The 15600-nt window shown below is 59.2% G+C and carries 15 protein-coding genes and 1 pseudogene; 6 read left to right on the top strand and 10 right to left on the bottom strand.

Going from position 1 to position 15600, the window contains the following annotated elements:
- Window positions 1–548 precede the first annotated feature (548 nt).
- From FJ950_RS24045 to FJ950_RS24035, 3 genes are all read left to right on the top strand, one after another.
- Window positions 549–845 (top strand): hypothetical protein, encoded by a 297-nt coding sequence (locus tag FJ950_RS24045; protein WP_140619126.1) that lies wholly within the window; start codon window positions 549–551, stop codon window positions 843–845.
- 561 nt (window positions 846–1406) lie between these two features.
- Window positions 1407–1646 carry a hypothetical protein gene (locus FJ950_RS24040; protein WP_210241256.1) on the top strand — a complete coding sequence of 80 codons (240 nt, stop codon included), beginning with the start codon at window positions 1407–1409 and terminating at the stop codon, window positions 1644–1646.
- A 52-nt stretch (window positions 1647–1698) separates the two neighbouring features.
- On the top strand, window positions 1699–2106 hold the full coding sequence (locus FJ950_RS24035) for a low affinity iron permease family protein (protein WP_140619124.1): 408 nt from the start codon (window positions 1699–1701) through the stop codon (window positions 2104–2106).
- A gap of 132 nt (window positions 2107–2238) precedes the next feature.
- Here FJ950_RS24035 and FJ950_RS24030 read toward each other — a convergent pair whose 3' ends face one another.
- The 5 genes from FJ950_RS24030 to FJ950_RS24000 all read right to left on the bottom strand — a co-directional run bounded on the left by FJ950_RS24030 (window position 2239) and on the right by FJ950_RS24000 (window position 5988).
- A complete protein-coding gene (locus tag FJ950_RS24030) occupies window positions 2239–2679 on the bottom strand; it encodes a two pore domain potassium channel family protein (protein WP_181171415.1) in 441 nt (146 codons plus the stop codon).
- Window positions 2680–2916: 237 nt separating this feature from the next.
- Window positions 2917–3228 (bottom strand): hypothetical protein, encoded by a 312-nt coding sequence (locus FJ950_RS24025; protein WP_140619120.1) that lies wholly within the window; start codon window positions 3226–3228, stop codon window positions 2917–2919.
- A gap of 644 nt (window positions 3229–3872) precedes the next feature.
- Window positions 3873–4055, bottom strand: coding sequence for a hypothetical protein (locus tag FJ950_RS24015; protein ID WP_140619118.1), 183 nt, complete (start codon window positions 4053–4055; stop codon window positions 3873–3875).
- Between the two features lie 107 nt (window positions 4056–4162).
- Window positions 4163–4369: a hypothetical protein gene (locus tag FJ950_RS24010; RefSeq protein WP_140619116.1), complete on the bottom strand. Its 207-nt coding sequence runs from the start codon at window positions 4367–4369 to the stop codon at window positions 4163–4165.
- 1376 nt (window positions 4370–5745) lie between these two features.
- The gene (locus tag FJ950_RS24000) at window positions 5746–5988 is read right to left on the bottom strand and encodes a hypothetical protein (RefSeq protein WP_140619114.1); all 243 of its coding nucleotides are present in this window, start codon (window positions 5986–5988) and stop codon (window positions 5746–5748) included.
- A 356-nt stretch (window positions 5989–6344) separates the two neighbouring features.
- Here FJ950_RS24000 and FJ950_RS29895 point away from each other — a divergent pair.
- Window positions 6345–6425: pseudogene (locus FJ950_RS29895) on the top strand (DUF2269 domain-containing protein); the annotation flags it as partial.
- A 999-nt stretch (window positions 6426–7424) separates the two neighbouring features.
- On the opposite strand, the gene FJ950_RS29585 reads toward FJ950_RS29895, so the two are convergent.
- Complete coding sequence (locus FJ950_RS29585; RefSeq protein WP_181166426.1) at window positions 7425–7592, bottom strand: hypothetical protein; 168 nt, start codon at window positions 7590–7592, stop codon at window positions 7425–7427.
- 1256 nt (window positions 7593–8848) lie between these two features.
- Between FJ950_RS29585 and FJ950_RS30200 the strand changes: the two genes are divergently transcribed.
- Window positions 8849–8953, top strand: a complete 105-nt coding sequence (locus FJ950_RS30200; RefSeq protein WP_348641176.1) for a hypothetical protein — start codon at window positions 8849–8851, stop codon at window positions 8951–8953.
- Between the two features lie 741 nt (window positions 8954–9694).
- Here FJ950_RS30200 and FJ950_RS23975 read toward each other — a convergent pair.
- On the bottom strand, window positions 9695–9925 hold the full coding sequence (locus FJ950_RS23975; protein ID WP_140619110.1) for a hypothetical protein: 231 nt from the start codon (window positions 9923–9925) through the stop codon (window positions 9695–9697).
- A 1950-nt stretch (window positions 9926–11875) separates the two neighbouring features.
- Between FJ950_RS23975 and FJ950_RS23970 the strand changes: the two genes are divergently transcribed.
- Window positions 11876–12994 carry a PHB depolymerase family esterase gene (locus FJ950_RS23970; RefSeq protein WP_140619108.1) on the top strand — a complete coding sequence of 373 codons (1119 nt, stop codon included), beginning with the start codon at window positions 11876–11878 and terminating at the stop codon, window positions 12992–12994.
- Between the two features lie 93 nt (window positions 12995–13087).
- Here FJ950_RS23970 and FJ950_RS23965 read toward each other — a convergent pair whose 3' ends face one another.
- The 3 genes from FJ950_RS23965 to FJ950_RS29890 all read right to left on the bottom strand — a co-directional run bounded on the left by FJ950_RS23965 (window position 13088) and on the right by FJ950_RS29890 (window position 15572).
- Entirely contained in the window at window positions 13088–14146 is a 1059-nt protein-coding gene (locus FJ950_RS23965) for a PAS domain-containing protein (protein WP_140619107.1), read from the bottom strand.
- A 354-nt stretch (window positions 14147–14500) separates the two neighbouring features.
- A complete protein-coding gene (locus FJ950_RS23960) occupies window positions 14501–14707 on the bottom strand; it encodes a DUF2188 domain-containing protein (RefSeq protein WP_181166425.1) in 207 nt (68 codons plus the stop codon).
- Window positions 14708–14834: 127 nt separating this feature from the next.
- On the bottom strand, window positions 14835–15572 hold the full coding sequence (locus FJ950_RS29890) for a hypothetical protein (protein ID WP_140619288.1): 738 nt from the start codon (window positions 15570–15572) through the stop codon (window positions 14835–14837).
- Between the last annotated feature and the right edge of the window lie 28 nt (window positions 15573–15600).

The following is a 15600-nucleotide window of genomic DNA, read 5'->3' as shown; positions in this document are numbered from 1 at the left end:
CCGATTCGGATCCGACTATTGGATCCTGGAAGGATATCCAATGACCAACGATCTCTCACGCAATCAGGAACGGCGAGGTACAGCTCGGATCGTGAGCTGGGCGGTCTTCGTGATCGCCCTCGTTTTTCTAGGCCTTCTCGCCTTTTTTATATTTGCGCCCTTGTCAAACGCTTCGCGGCAAGCGACACCCCTTAAGGTTGCCCCCGAGCAAAACCAAGGCGGCAACGCACCCGCGCCCACTTCGCCTGCCGCAGGCTGATAAGAAGCGCTCGTCTCGCCGCCAGACCCGGCAAGCTGAAGCTGCAAACCGCGATTACCTCCATACCTCTTCCAGTCCCAGCATCCGCTTCGGTGGCGTGATCTTTCTCGCGCCTCAGCGCGGGTGACCTAACCGACCAAACGGTGCGTATGAATGAACGCCTGTCAGCTACGGAGGAATGGCCCTCACCAATATTGGAACAATGCGGCACCCGGGCGTCAGGCAGGAACAAAGACACCTCTGCCTCGTTGCCTTCGTGAAGGGATTTCAGGCATACAGGAATAGCAAAATGAAGGTTTTGATCTTAAGCGCTTTGGCTCTTTCGCTTGCGGCTCCGGTGGTCGCTTCTGCTGCCGAGGCTGACGTGGTGGTTTCAACACATCACCGGCATCACCATGGCACAACCATCATATACAACGACGAAGGTGACCGTCTTCACCACCGGCATCGCGGCCAGGACGCGTTCTATGACAACGGCCATCGCTCGTGGCGCCATCGGCATCATCGCCGTGACACCGTCGTCATCACCCGCTCGGTGCACCGTCACCACCACAATCGGCCGGTCGTTATCCAGCAGGACGACTGATCGCTCTCCGGTCCGGCTCCATCCGTCCAACACGGGAACCGGATTGACCACCTAGAAATGAGATGCGCGTGCCCTTCAGCAGGCGTGTCATCGCTTGTCGAAGAGCATCTGGGAAGAGGTCCTTGAGGACCTCTTGTCCGCTGATCGAGCAAGCGTGCCCGACCAAGCAGCGCGTTGCGACCCCAACAGAGCCGAATGGTCGATTAGAGATGCCTATCGCATAGCCAATGCCTGCCAGACGAGTGTACTTAGTACACGACCGAGCAAGGTACTCGGCGGCGGCACATCCCTGGCCCGATGTGGTTAAGGTCGAGCGTACTGGCAGACCTCGCCCGCCGCCGAAGGTGTCGGGCTTTTTTTGTGCCGGAGAGCTGTTCGAACAACTTTCAAACGCATCCGCCGCCGCTGGTCGATCTTGAGGGAAACTCGGTATAACGTCGCGCGGGCGAGCGGATTTCACGCTCACCGCCGGCCTCGTCCGATTAGCGATTCCTGGGTCCCTGAATGGAACCGTTTCCTGCCGCTGCGCATTGATGGTCAAGTTAAACGGAGGGTAGCGCAGTGTCCATCATCGACAGCATCACCGGCATTTTCTCCTCCAGCGAGGCAGCTAAGAAGGCTCCTGCTAAGAAGGCCGACCCTAAGAACGCAACTGCAAAGAAGCGATCAAGTGCGAAGGCGAGCGCGGTCAAGAAGACCGGAGCCGCCCCCGCAATGGCAGCCCACTCAAAGAATTCCGCTTCAAAAAGCCAATCTGGTCAGCCCAAATCGGCGGCGAGTAAAAAAGCGACTGCGCAATGACGCAAAGTCTTCCGCCTCGGCGGCTTTCATTGTGATTCGGCCGTGACGCTGAATGGAAAGGTCGTTCGGAAATATTGCCAACGCCGTTGCTCGAGGAGTGGGTCGGCCTATCACATTCATCCTTTGCATTGCGTTGATAGCGGTCTGGGGTTTCTACGGACCTGTGCTCGCCTTTTCAGAAACCTGGCAGCTAATCATCAACACCTCTACGACGATCATTACCTTCCTGATGGTTTTCCTCATCCAGAATACGCAGAACCGAGATGGGGCGGCGGTACAGGCTAAGCTTGACGAGCTGGTGCGGGTGAGTACAGGCAAGAACAGCTTCATCGGGATAGATCTTCTAACCGCGACCGAGGTTGAAGAGATCAGGTCGACCTGTGAGGCCGCAGTGGCCCGCGCCCGCTCAACCGGGCAGACACGCAAAGGCGGCGAAGGCGCAAGGAAAGAACATCGCTGACCGTAAGTATGAGAAACGGCATTAAACCGCTCCTCGCCAATGGCACGAAGCAACATGCCCGCGATCGCTGCCGTAGCTTCCTTAGTCATTTCAGTAGACCTCATATCGAGACGGGCCTGGGATCTCGCGGCGCTACCTCCTCTTCCAAAAATTCTCCATGGAGAGGTAGGTGAACGAGGCCGTCCAGCTCAACAGCACCAGGCCAGTGAGCGCCTCCGATGAGGCAATCAGTCGGATCGGACCCTCGGCCCTGATATCGCCAACTCCCAGCGTCGTGTAATTGGTGACGGAGAAATACAGGAAGTCGACCCATCCATTGGAGATTTCTCCGACGATTTCGCCGAACACCCGATAGCTATGGAGGCCCCAGAAGACGAACCCGTAGAACGTAATCTCGACGGTATGTGCTGCAAGCGCTCCGAAGATTACGATCAGCAGTCGTCCTCGGCTGGGGAACCCGCCGACCTCGGCTGAACGGGCAGAGCTCGCGACCATTTTGAACGCCTCGTAGTGGACCAGAACACACGCTATCGCCAGAACGAGCGATACGAGACTCACTGCGATGACGTTCATGACCATGCACCATTCAAGGAGGCTTCGTGTTGATCGCGCGATTGAGTGCCTGTGTCACGGTCTGATTTTCTGCGATATAGAATTATTGCGTCCGGCTCGTCCAAGTCGCGAAGAAACTTCATCGACGCCCGGTCGGTGGGTTTACTGGATTCGGGGTGGTAACTTGAGGATCTGTGCGGGCTCTTTCTCCAACAGGTCATGCCCAGGCACCTCATCCCAGAAGGCTTGACGCAGGCCCTACTGATCTGGAAATGGTTGGTGCTCGTCCTCGAGTTCAGACCCGCGAATCTTGCCGGGGATCGGCCGACCAAGGCCGGAGCGGCCCTTGCCTTCCAACCGAACTGGATGCTCGTCACGTGCGGCCAAGCTGTATTCATAGACGGCGGCTTGCTCTTCATCAACCACACGGAACCAATGTTCCTGCAGTGCCCTTGGGGACACTCTTTGCCCGGCAGCCTGTTCGGCTGCTTTCATCGGATCGTCCTCCACGACGACGCGAGACGACACGACGGTGTCACCGTAGATCTCTTCCACCTGGTACTTTGCCATCTTGGCCTCAGCGAGCCTTTAGTTCTTCGCTTCGCGTTCCAGCTTTTCGGCGTTATTACCGTGTTGCTCAATCAGGTCGCGGACTTGCTGGGCCGTAATCCCCGGACTTCAAGATATCGCACCTCGTAGTCTTCTTCGACCGAGACGCGGTTCCGATCCCGAGAGTCTCTCTTTCGCTTGTCGTCTGCCATCTTCGTTCCTCCACTCCTGAGGGGCAACGTGGTTCGCCTGGCTTTGTTGCACAGGCTGGCCGCTTCGTCTCGGCGGGGCGAGTCCGGCGCGGGGCTGAGATGCTGAGGGGGCTGGCCTACTAGCCGTCCTTGTCGGTGGCGTCGACGGCGACTTCGAACGGCAGAATATTGGTGAGCCGGTAAAAAGGAAACAGCCCTCCCCAGGGCCATGAAGTCCCCGTAGCCTAATTTGAGAGGAAGTATTCCGATAACGCACGGCAAATCGTGCCCACGCTGGCGATCGCGACCTGTCAGCCCAACGACAGCTGGCGACCATTACGACCGCATGCCGCATCCTGCGCCGGCCGATTGCATGCGCAGGCTAGGACGCAGCAGTCTGGCGACCCGGTGAAGCCGTTGCCTCTGAAATCCCCCTTCCAAAAGAAGTGCGGGAAAAAGTTCGCTGATTTGTAGCTAGGCGCATTTCTTTAATCCGACAACCTCGACGCCGAGGCGGAACGCCTGCCCGTCCGCGTATGAGGGCGCGTACTCTTCAGATTCGAAAGTAAACGTGATGACGCTCCCATAGGCGGTCACACGCACGGTCCATTTCTTCTCGCGGATGATTTCAACGGCATGCTGCTCATGCGGAGCCATGCTCTCCTCCCAGACGTTGAGGCAGCATCTATAGCGTCGTGAAATTCATTTGAATGCAAATAATCCGACATGTGACGTGTCGAAATTCCGGAGCCGCGCCGGACCGATTAGGCTGTTATGATCTTGAGCTGTTCGAGATGCTCCATGGCCAGCTTGTGCAGCGTTTCGGCCGTCTCTTCCTGGGTCCATCCTTGGGCGATGGAGGTGGCGACAAGGGCGGCGAATGCGGTTTCCAGAGCGACCTCGCAATTGACAGGTCGGTCCGGGCTGGTCTCGGGAAGAATGGGTGGAGCAACTTCAGGGGTTTTTGTCATGCACAGCAATCCGCGCGGCTGGAAAAGGTTCCAACCGCCGGCAGAGGAGTTTGGCCCAGCCGTAGGCTGCCTAACCTGTCAAGGTGCGCGGCCGTTCTTAACGTCGCGGTAACGATAACACGGGAGCAAGCAGACCGTGAATGAACGGACAGGATCGGCGGTGGTTATGCCTGGCTCAACAGGGGACCATCTCTTGCTCGTGACCGCCTTCGCCTTGCTGATCTCCTTCTCGGCCAGCCATGCCTCGCTTTCGTGGGCAGCGCCTATTACCGCTCAATCCATATCCGACCTGAACCGGTCCAGCCACGGGTGGAAACTAAGTCCAACAAGACCCACTCCTACACCGACGACCGGATATGAGGGTCCCCGGCGTCGGCGATCGCCCGAGCGGATCGCTGCTCCTGCGGATTTGCAACTATAAATCGCTTGCCGCGTTGATGCTCGCACAACGAGCGAAGGGACGCCTCATGTGGTTCTTTACGGCCATACTGCTGGGGTTCGTCGTGGCCATCTCGCTCGGGTGGGCTGTCGGCAGTATTGGTCGGTGAGCCACCGGGCTACTCCCTCTAAAACGGACAAAGTATCGACCCGGATTAGGAGAGAGGCACCGCCGCAAGCGGTTTGGCTGCCAGAGATCGGTTGTACGCGGGCAAAAACCTGTTACGCCCTTGGTTCGTTTGATGGTTGCGGATGTTGCTGGTTGAGCAGCGTGGAAAGGGCTGTGATGACCTGAGGCAAAGCAAACGGCTTCGTGCATGATGCTTTCTGGGACGCCCTCCGCGCCCCAGTGCGAGGCACTGTCCCCGCTTAGATATACCATCGTCGCATTGGATTGCCGCACATGCCGGGCAACTTCCCAACCCGATCGTCCATCACCCAGCTTTATGTACGAGATCAGAGCGCTGTACGAACCCGGGTCCGCATCAAAGGTCGACAGGGCTTCGCAGCGCTACTCACAAAACCTGGAAGCCAGCTTCTTCGAGAGCGTCCTGTAGGTCGAGCAGTATCATTGGCTCGTTTCAAAACGATCAGAACCGACCCATTTGCCATGATTCGCCCCGGATGGCACAAAGCGCGGAAAGAACTAGTTCCGTGTGATGAACGGCTGCCCGCGAGCGCAGATTTATCTGCAGTGGGAACTTCGACTGATCGCTTCTGCAGCAGTGATGCAGTCCTGTCGAGCGCACTCCCTTCAGCGGCCGCGACGGTCGGTTTGCTTGCCACCGTCCGCACCTGCGGCTGGTGTTCATGGCCCGTGAAGTCGCAGGTTGTAAGCGACGATGGCCCTTAGGGCTAGTCGTTCGGCGGATCGCCGAGCTCTCCCAAATACCCAATTCGCAGTCTGCCGAATCAACTTGCCGACATGTCGGCACTGTTCACATCCCCAAGGTTTGATCGGGCTCCAGATGAAGGAAAGCTGCGAGCGAGCGACGAGCAGCGTCGTGGGCAGGGTGTTTAGTGGCTTGGGCGAACTGCACCAATGCGTGCTCCACTCCGCTCACCGCCGTTTCCGTTAGCTGCATGTGATAAAGGACCTGGTGGGTGAGCATTGCGAGCTTGGCGTCGCGGTACAACGGGCTGTGTTTGACCCGTCCGGTATCGAAGTCTCCGATCCGCATGATGGTTCCTCCAAGCATTGTAATGACTCCAAAGCAAATCTCTGGCGTCGGCATTGGTTCCGATGGCCTCGAATCGCTTTCTGCAAGGAATTGGCGCCCGCCGACGGCTTTTGGTCGTGGCTGAACTCGGCGCCGATGGCGGTAGGTCATGCACCTCACGCTGCGATATTCGCGCAGCCGAGAGACCGCGCACAGCGCGGCTGGACGTTGGCAGGTACACAATGTCCGAAACCCTGTGGCCACTCAGCCGGTATGGACGGCGAATGTTCAGAAGCCCTGCTCTTGGGGCTGACAGCGGCGCAGACGGCGTGCCAGGCCGCGGCGGCCGGCCAGCCTCCACCCGAACGTTGCGATCATTGTTCCGGCTGTGGTTCATTTTCGGCTTCCCAGCATTCGGAGCGGTGACCACCATCAACAGGCTGAAGATCACGCGACCCGCTTCCAATGAATCTGATATTCCGGCCGGTTTAGTTGGGAAGTCGCGCTTTAGATGCCGTTTGCAGCAGGTTGTGCGGCAGAGAGAGTTAGGCACTCGGTGGCGGGCTCAATCGAAGGCTGTTCGAACACAACTTACCGGCGCCCTCTGGCCGACAACTCGCAGGCGCTCACCCGATTTTGCGTGCCCTCGATACGTTCCCTCCAGACGCAGAAAGCCCGCCGGCCCGAGCCAGCGGGCAGTCACACGGAGCCGCGGCACCCGGCCCGATTTGGTCTTCTGGGCATCGGTTCAATGTCCACACCGCCTGCGCTCATCTGCCGCGATCGTCCCCACACAGCCTCGCCCGATCGGTTTGCCCGTACCTGATCGTGTGACCATGGCCATGTCTCCTATCGGCCCGCGGCGGACCGGCGGGCTGCGATGGCCGGCGCGGTAAAGGTAGTGAGTTCGGTGCCTTGGCATCCACCTAGCGTTTCTTCGTCGGCTCGACATTTGCATGCAGGACGGAATGCTATCCCAGCCGATCGGCCCTCAGACGAGGCCATCTTCGCTTCGCGAGCTTTGCGCTCGGCATCGGTGACGACGCGAGTTTCCCGGTCGGTCTGTTCCTGCCTTAGCCTGTCGACCTTGCGACGACTATCGGCCCCTTCAATAGACGACGCCGCGCCCACCAGCCGCCCACCCAGCCATGGTCGTTTAGGTTTCAAACGAAGGCGCCAGACGCGATCGCAGTGGGCCCGCCTCACTGGCAAGGGAAGCGGGCCCGGCCAGGTATTGGGGACCTGACCAGCAGCACGGGTGCTGCCGCCTGTCGAACCAGCCGACGAATATCAGGTTCCCCTACGTTGCATAAAAAGCGCCGGCCTGAGCCAGCGCGCAGATCACAAGGAGGCACCGCAACAGGATAAGCGGTCCGGCTCCGGAACCTCTGGCCGGACACATGTTCCGGCAACCAGCTCGGCAGCCGAAGTGCAGTCGAATGTGCCGCGGCGAAGCATCAGGCGAAAAGCCCGCTGGCAGCGCCATGCTTCCAGGCCAGCTCGGTCGATAAGGTGATGAACGCATCACCAGTTCCAGGCATTGCTTCGCTGAACTGAATGCGGCCACCGGTCGGGATCAATGCCTGGAGAATGTCGCGGCGGTCTTTCACCAGCACGTCGCGCAAGTCGTCCCGTCGAGGTGCAGGAGGTCGAACACCACCAGATAGAGGTCGCGCCGATGTGAGACTGGTAACGGCTGATTGCAGTGCAGGTCAGGCAGGCCAGCTTCATGGATAGTGATCGCCTCGCCGTCGATGATGAAGTCTTTCGCCTCGATCGCCGCTGCTTCGCCGGCAAGCTGGATGTATCAGCCCCCTCCAATCGTAACCATTTTGGTGACTAACCGAAGCGCGTTGTCATCCAATGACCCACCCATCGAATTTTATCTCATGGATCCACTCATCGCCTTGCGGCGGGGGTGCCGACCAGTTCGGGCGCGATCGGCCTGGTGAACTTCAAACGCATCAACTCACTGACGAACTGTCCGTTCCAATAAGCTTTAGCTAAAACAGCTCCGGAACATTTAGCCTGACCGGATGTTGCAGCCCGCATGACAAAGCTATCCGACCTTGGCCCTCCGATTCCCCGCAAACTGCGTGGAGGGCAGCATATTGAAGAGCATCTTCACTTCTACAACTGCCCGTACTGCGGTCAGCGGGTCGACCAACGCGATTTGCGCCAAATCTACTGGCACGAGCGGCCTGGTCATGAGCCGCTGGAGCCCGAGCCTGAGGCGAAGGTGATCGAATTTCCAAAGCGGAAATAAGAAATCCCAGCGAGCGCATGGCCGGCGACAAAGGGATGGGCAGTTCAGCAGACGACGAACACGCCGCAATTCCGCCTACCCGCCATTGAGCTTTACTCTGGAAGACCAGCTGCATTATGCACGATGGCATCGAGCACGGTTTCATAAAATGCTGCCGGTCTCTTGCTCGATTTCGGTGCTACCGATCCCGATCGCCTTCGCATCGGCAAAAGCTTCTGAATAGCCTCTGCCACCGAGATCCCGTCTAACCTGGCCAGACCTGACAGACCTGCTCAGCCGCTTGTCCAAAAAGTTTACGGCCGCGAGTGGTCTCCGCCGCCCTCATGCGACGAACGTAAGCGAAGGTTCGCCTCCCGCCCCTTGTTTCGCAGACACGCACCCAGTTTTCTTCTTGGTGTCTCAATGTGACCGGCTGGCCGACGTGTGCTTCTGCCGCTTTGAACGGCGCCTGGGCCATGAGCACCTGCGAAGACACAACCGACTCGCCGGCCATTATCTCAACTCGATACTCCGCCACTTCGCACCCTCGCGACTGTTACACAACCGCCATTAAATTAGTTTGAGCTAAAATAGTTCCGGAACTTTGCCGTACTACGGCACTGGCATGTAGGTTATGTGCACCCTTACCTGGACGGCAACGGCCGTATGGCGCGGTTCCGCATGAATAAGCGGCAGCATGAATGTGAAGCCGTTTGCGGCGTTTCTGGCCGAGCAGGTTAACGAACAGGCCCGCTTCAAGAGGTCAGGCACTCGCGGCCGATGAAGGTGATCTGCCGCGTCCCGTGAACGATCTTGGCCTGCACAGCGAATTCAGGTGAACCTCGTGACGGCCTCCACCCAGAAGCCCCTTCCGAGCCGGGTTAGCGTTGCAGTGCGGACAGGAAAGTCAGGTCCTTAGCGACCAGACGATTGGACGAAACAATACGTTGCTCGCGGGATGAATTGGTCCAGCAAGTCGGATTTCAGGGAAAATGTTCCGGCCTCCTAGTGCGTTCGAATGCTTCACGAGTGCCTAAGGGAGCGCATAACCTCTTGGCCGGCGAGAGGACGCGGCCCCCCGCTAATCTCTCTGGCTGGGCTCGGCGTCTTTCAGGCAACTCTCCTTCAGGGCGCCGAGCCGACAAAACTCTGCTTGCCAAGGCCGCAGCCAATTGGGATCGATCGCCCTCGGGACATTTTAGCTTGAATGTTCGATCGGCAGTCTAAGCATCCGCAAGGTCGGCCACCACCGAACCAAACACGGGTCCAGCTGATTGGCCGGAGAAGTTCTACCGACGCACAGCGTCGCAAGCCCGCAGACAGACGAGACGCCTGCAGGCAATTTTGCACGACACCATCTTTCGCGACACGGAAGCTCGGATTGTACGCACAGGCATCGACTGGGCTGACTTGGCCGCGCACCCGCTTTCAAGTAGGTCGAACAGATGAAGGCTGGGGAGGGTGAATTGGCGCGCGCCTCGCTCATGGCGTGACTTTGCGCATTTGACGCTGCCCCCTGTAATGGGTCATCAGGGAAAGCGAGGAACAAACGGCGAGCTTTTCGGCGATGGCGCTTTCGACTTCGACGATAACGGAACGATATTCCCTGACGATGAGGGAACAGAAGGCCAAGACCTTGCCGCAGTCAAATATGAAGCGATCAAAGCTTTGGCGGAGATGACCAAAGACGCGCTTCCAGACGGTGATCACCACAAATTCTCGTAAGAGATGAGGGCGGCGATCTGGCCCTTCGAGCAAGCATCGTTTTCAAGGTTGAGGAGGAGCGGGACTCGTTTTCGTCGCGATCCTCCCCCACGCCTAATCCATGAACCTGCATTTGATCGTTCGACCGTCATCCTGTCTTGTGGCCCCGACGCCCCCTGCTGCGGCGGCAGCCGGCTATTTAGTCACCGTGCGAGATGCCCATTGTGCCGAATGGACGCGAAAAGTTCCGCGTGCATGCACCACCTCGTCGTACGGAATCTTGGGGTCATCACGGTTCTGTTTTCCCCGAGAGCGCGGCTGATCTCCGGCCTCGTCGCAAGCTCGGTATCTCTAACGCAACGCGCAACTGTCTTGCCGTGGTGACATCCTACCCTTCACGCGCGGGTCTCTTCGGACGGCAAGATCAGCTTTGGTTCAGGGGGCCGCTATCTCACATGGGTACTCAAATCAGCCCCAGGCGCGCACCCGAATCCTGCCACAATATTGGCCCGCGCCTTCCTGAGGAGTCGCGGGCCGACCAAGATTGGGTCTTTGGTCAGCGGCGGATTCGGAGTGGGAATCGGCCGCCGTGGCTCAATTCGCCCTGCGCCGGAAAGTTCCCCAGCTGGCCTGTCACGATCATGGCCCGAGAGGTCGTGCCCACACGACTGACAGGCGTGCAGATTTGCTCAGAACGCGCCTCCACGGGCTCCCGCGGGGGTGTCCTCAACGCGGAGAGAACTGCGGCGGATGGGCGGGTTAGCCAGAGCCGCAAAAAAGCCCGCTTGCTGTAAGCCAGACGGGCAGTTCACATGGGAAGGACTGCCCGGGAGCAGGCAGGCCGGCACCCGAACCTTGGTCTCAAGCAATGTTCCAGCCCGCCAGGCCGGGCGGGACCCGCCAGGCAACTCTGCAGTCGGCCGACGGGGCCAACGATGACTGGCGGAGCAGGTCCACCGTAGAAACAGAAATGATCCGCATGCGACGTCGTCGGGACAGCCCGCCCGAGCCAACGGCAGGTCACATGGAGGACCGCGGCGAGTAATAGTGAGAGATACCAACCTGATACCGGCCACACGCGTCCGAAGTGGAGAGCGGCCGGTCAAGGGCCCACCTGTTGCGGTCCCGCTCTCACCGGTGCGGGCGATCCTCCGCGATAACGTTGTAGAGAACACAGCACGCCAACAAGGAGACGACACCGCCGAGGAGATCATTCCCCGTCAGACCAGAAAAATAGACGAATTCAAACGCTGACACGGCGTCCTCTCAATTGGAAAACTCCACCGAGGTAGAACCGTCAGCAAGCTCTGATGTTCCGCTCCCGTGTGGCACTTCTGGACATCCTTGACGCCGGGACGGCATGCCCCGTGTCAACCGTTTTGGCCTTGCTCCGACCGAAGCCGGAACCATCGCCGGCGCGGCGAAATCGTGTTGGTCACCGTCGGACGGCGAGCCTTTCTCGGCGCAGTGTCCAGGCGCGATGATGGTCCCGTTAAGGCAAGTTCGCCGGACTTGTGGAAAGGGGATGACGCTGCACGGCTTGCGAAAGGCGCTAGGCGTTTATCTCGCCAAGGCAGAAGCCCTCCACAGGCAGCTTCTCACGTGCTGATGCAGGACGATATTGACGACGCGGAACTCTATCGTGGCGAAGCGTCGTGGGGATTTCTTGAGGACGCAGGCCATGGACCAGTTGTGCACCTGATGAGCAGCAAGCCGCCACTTGGCGGGCTTGTGCTCTGTCAGCCACACAAAGAGGATGTCAGTGTGTGAAAGTCGAGAGCGGCCAGTCCGTTTTCCACCCATGCTGCTCGATCGGAGGGCTCTCTGCACCGGCGATGCAAAGCCAATCCCATGCGGAATCGATTGCTTGCAGGCAATTTATGCTGCACTGCAGCAACCAATCTGGAGACGCGGCGTTCCGTTGTTCGATCCGCTCTGGATCGACGAAAGGATACCGACATGAGAAGTCTCGCCGATACCGTTGCACGCTTGGCTGCTCGGCGAAAACAGATCGACGGCGTCTTGAATGGTTCCGAAAAAGACCGGTTTTCCGAACTTCAGGCGTTCGGGTCAAATCCCGGAAACCTGCGAGGCTGGACATACCGCCCCAAGGATCTTGCGGCGAAGGCCTCTCTGGTGGTTGTCCTCCATGGCTGTACGCAGTCCGCTGCATCCTATGACCGCGGCGCCGGCTGGTCGAGGACGGCGGATCGCAATGGTTTTGCCGTCCTCTTTCCAGAACAGCAGCGCAGCAACAATCCCAATCTTTGTTTCAACTGGTTTGTCCCCGACGACACCCGACGGGGCTCCGGCGAGGCGCTTTCGATCCGCCAAATGATAGAGGCCGTGGTCACCGCTCACGACATCGACCGCACCAGGATCTTTATCACCGGACTTTCCGCCGGCGGGGCAATGGCCGCCGCCATGTTGGCGACTTACCCGGAAGTCTTCGCCGGCGGGGCCATCATAGCCGGTCTACCCTACGGCAGCGCCACTAGCCTGCCGCAGGCTTTCGACCGCATGCGAGGGCACGGCGGCCCCACTGCGAAGCAGTTGGCGACGACCGTCCAGCAAGATTCCGGTCATGACGGACCATGGCCGAAACTCTCCGTCTGGCACGGAAGCGCCGACACAACAGTCAGTCCGGTCAACTCCGAGCAGCTCGTCGGGCAGTGGCTTGCATTGCGCGGCCAAAGTAGAGTGCAACCCGAGACGCAGGTGCATCAGGGCTATCGCCGCGAGGTCTGGAAGAACGCTGCCAATGAGGAAGTCATCGAATCGTACCTGATCGCAGGCATGGCGCACGGGACCCCCGTGGACTCCGCGGACGGATTGAGTCACGGCGGATCCTTTATGATCGATACCGGCATATCGTCCACTTCGCTTATCTCCCGGTTCTGGGGATTTGAAGAAGCGGGCTCTCAGGTCCCATCGCCTGATGTGCGTTTACCGGCAAAATCTGTTGGGCACTCCCCTTTGGTGGTCGCACACCCACCCTTCGAACCGCGCAGCGGTCTGACGGCTGGGCCCGGTCCGCTTATCGAAAGCGCCCTTCGCGCTGCCGGCTTGATGAAATAGTTCATGGCTAGACTTTTTGATGAACCTTCGTCTAGCGGGGGTCGGCCTGCGACGCCGCTATGGAAAAATGGGAGTGCCAGATGAACGAGCGTCTCAGATACCCTTGGCTGTCGAAACGGCAGCTGCTCCCGGGATGCTTATGCTGATTTTCAAACCGTCCGCTGCCCACTCCCGTAGGATCTCACCCTGAAGCTGCTTCTGGACAATTGCATTGACCATGGTCGTTCCGAAGCCGGGCGCCCCTGGCCGAGATTCAGCTTTACGTCTCCCGCTTTCTTCCCACCGCAGGTTAAAGCCGCCATGATGGCCCGTCCCATGCCAGCTGACCTGCAACCGCCCCGTACCGTGGGCGAGGGTCCCATGGGTGGCGGCGTTGACGATCAATTCATGGGCGACGAGAGCCAGTGGTTGAACGACCACCGCCGGGATCAGTACTTCAGGACCGCTCATTGCCGTCCTGCCAGACGCAAACTGGGCGACCTGCCTGGAGACGATTTCGTCCAGCGGCACATCGCGCCAGCCGCGCTCGGCCAATAAAGCGTGTGCGACTGCCAGAGCCTGGATCCGTCGTTGAACGGCCGCGGCATAGAGCGATGCATTGTCCGCCTTGCTCAGCCGAACGATACCATCGACAACCGCTAGAACGTTCTTTGCGCGATGGTCGACCTCCATAAGGAGGCGGTGCTCCGCCGCTTCCAGGCTCTGGATCATGCGATGTTTCGTAACGTCGATCTGCGACGCGAAGTAGTAAAGGAGCGCGCCTTCATCGTCCTTGATAGGGCTCAGATGGAGCTGGTTCCAGAACGGCGATCCGTCCTTGCGGAAGTTCAGTATCTCTACATTGGTCTCGCGTTCACGCTCTATCGCCGCTCGAATTTCAGCAACGGCCGCGGGTGATGTTCCCTCCCCTTGCAGGAAGCGGCAATTTCGACCCAAGACTTCATCGGATGTATAACCGGTCAGATCCAGGAAAGCTCTGTTGGCGAGCACGATAGGATTGTCAGGCTGCCGAGCATCGGTGATGACTATGGGCATGCGCGTGCGTTCGAACGCCGCCGACGCCAACTCCTTGCGATCCGCCCATGCAGTGGTGGCTGCTGCGGCCGGCGCGTCGCCATGGAGGGCTGACGGTGATTTAGCGTTGTCAGGCACTCTTTGCTCACTCGATAGAGGTCAGCGATAACGTCCGACTTCCTACAAGGTTTCCAATGTGATGTTTCGAACCGGACTGGTAGAAGGAGTAAAGCCGCGTAATCCGTTCTTCGAATTACTTGAGGCGAGCAACCGGGGTGCCGCAGCTGAAATGTGCAACCTACCGGGCAGACCAAACATCGCCGGCGTGTATCAGGAGGATACCTATGTTGTTCGACAGCTTGACCGATAGCCTCGATCGATGGCGAACCGATGAAAAGGTCGCCACAAAGGCGGAGCCGCAAACTGCGAACAGATGAGCGCCAAAGCGCATTACAGCCGTCAGCGCAGGACGCTCATCAGGGCGTCCCGACTTTAATCAATGGGCCATTCCGTACGCCACTTTCCATCGACGCCTTGAACCAATACCTCTGCATCGTAGCCAGTGGCCGAGGCACTGCTGGCTGCCTTGACAGCCGCACGGACGGCCTCCGAATGCGCTGAATAGCGATAGTCCTTGCCGTCAAACCGGACCAGCCATTGATCACCGGTCCTTGAAATGAAGTACCTGACATGCGCCATGGCCGCCCCCCCGATGCGTCGCATAGAAATCACGATGTCCACTGGCTGTGCAACAAGCATCACGGGATGACGGCATATTGCCCGGCCAGCCAAACGGTGCGACGTTCGAACGGGGTCAAACGAGTTCTCATTTTATCGCTGTGACCCTGCCGGCCCTGTCCAGTCGACAGTCGACCTCGGCCTGCCGAACTTCGACGCCCCCTTGCCTTGCATACTCTATTTGCACCTTGATTGGTGCCGTGAATGCACCTCCACCTCGACGCAACAACCCTGCGCTTAACGCCCGCACGCGGACAGCGCCAAGCAGCGTGGCCGCGGATGTGATTGCGGAGCGGCAGGCCTGCACAACAGCAGCCGGTATACCGGGTTTCGCTCTGAGGGGTCTCTGAGGCCTGATTGGATAGCCGTCGGTGAAGCCGCCGTCAGTAGATACGGAAGGCTTAAGAATTGGTGGCAAGGCAATCGATTGCTTACCACTCCCGGCGGACGCAGCGGCGGTGGGCCCAGCCGTTCCTTTGGGTGTGGTGGCTGGACTGCCACTGCCGGTAGGCGACCCGTCGTAGGCCGCCGGATCATCGCCCGTACCAATACTGGTCGAAACGCCTGCGCCTGGGTCGCCGACATTGCCGCTGGCACCAACGCCAACGCCAACTGATCCCTTGCCCGCGCCAACCGAAGCTCCGACATGTGATCCCCCTGCATCGCCGACGCTCGCTCCCACCCCGACCGATGCGCCTTGCGAACCGGCGTTTACTCCGGCGCCGACTCCGATTCCGCCGACGCTGGCGCCTACCCCTTTGTCGAGAGCGCAGGCAGGTCCGATTCCAATCCCGATCATCAGGGCGGCGGCGACGTACTGTTTCATTGCTATGTTGACCTCGGCATACATTCGG

Origin of the sequence: Mesorhizobium sp. B2-3-14, assembly GCF_006442175.1 — a bacterium.
Taxonomy (GTDB): Bacteria; Pseudomonadota; Alphaproteobacteria; order Rhizobiales; family Rhizobiaceae; genus Mesorhizobium; species Mesorhizobium australicum.
This window is presented reverse-complemented; position numbering and strand designations above follow the sequence as displayed.

Excerpts from the sequence above, each read along its gene's own strand:
- FJ950_RS24045 (WP_140619126.1), top strand. The coding sequence starts at position 549 with ATGAAGGTTTTGATCTTAAGCGCTTTGGCTCTTTCGCTTGCGGCTCCG.
- FJ950_RS24035 (WP_140619124.1), top strand. The coding sequence starts at position 1,699 with ATGGAAAGGTCGTTCGGAAATATTGCCAACGCCGTTGCTCGAGGAGTG.
- FJ950_RS24030 (WP_181171415.1), bottom strand. The coding sequence starts at position 2,679 with ATGAACGTCATCGCAGTGAGTCTCGTATCGCTCGTTCTGGCGATAGCG.
- FJ950_RS24025 (WP_140619120.1), bottom strand. The coding sequence starts at position 3,228 with ATGGCAAAGTACCAGGTGGAAGAGATCTACGGTGACACCGTCGTGTCG.
- FJ950_RS24015 (WP_140619118.1), bottom strand. The coding sequence starts at position 4,055 with ATGGCTCCGCATGAGCAGCATGCCGTTGAAATCATCCGCGAGAAGAAA.
- FJ950_RS24010 (WP_140619116.1), bottom strand. The coding sequence starts at position 4,369 with ATGACAAAAACCCCTGAAGTTGCTCCACCCATTCTTCCCGAGACCAGC.
- FJ950_RS24000 (WP_140619114.1), bottom strand. The coding sequence starts at position 5,988 with ATGCGGATCGGAGACTTCGATACCGGACGGGTCAAACACAGCCCGTTG.
- FJ950_RS23970 (WP_140619108.1), top strand. The coding sequence starts at position 11,876 with ATGAGAAGTCTCGCCGATACCGTTGCACGCTTGGCTGCTCGGCGAAAA.
- FJ950_RS23960 (WP_181166425.1), bottom strand. The coding sequence starts at position 14,707 with ATGGCGCATGTCAGGTACTTCATTTCAAGGACCGGTGATCAATGGCTG.
- FJ950_RS29890 (WP_140619288.1), bottom strand. The coding sequence starts at position 15,572 with ATGAAACAGTACGTCGCCGCCGCCCTGATGATCGGGATTGGAATCGGA.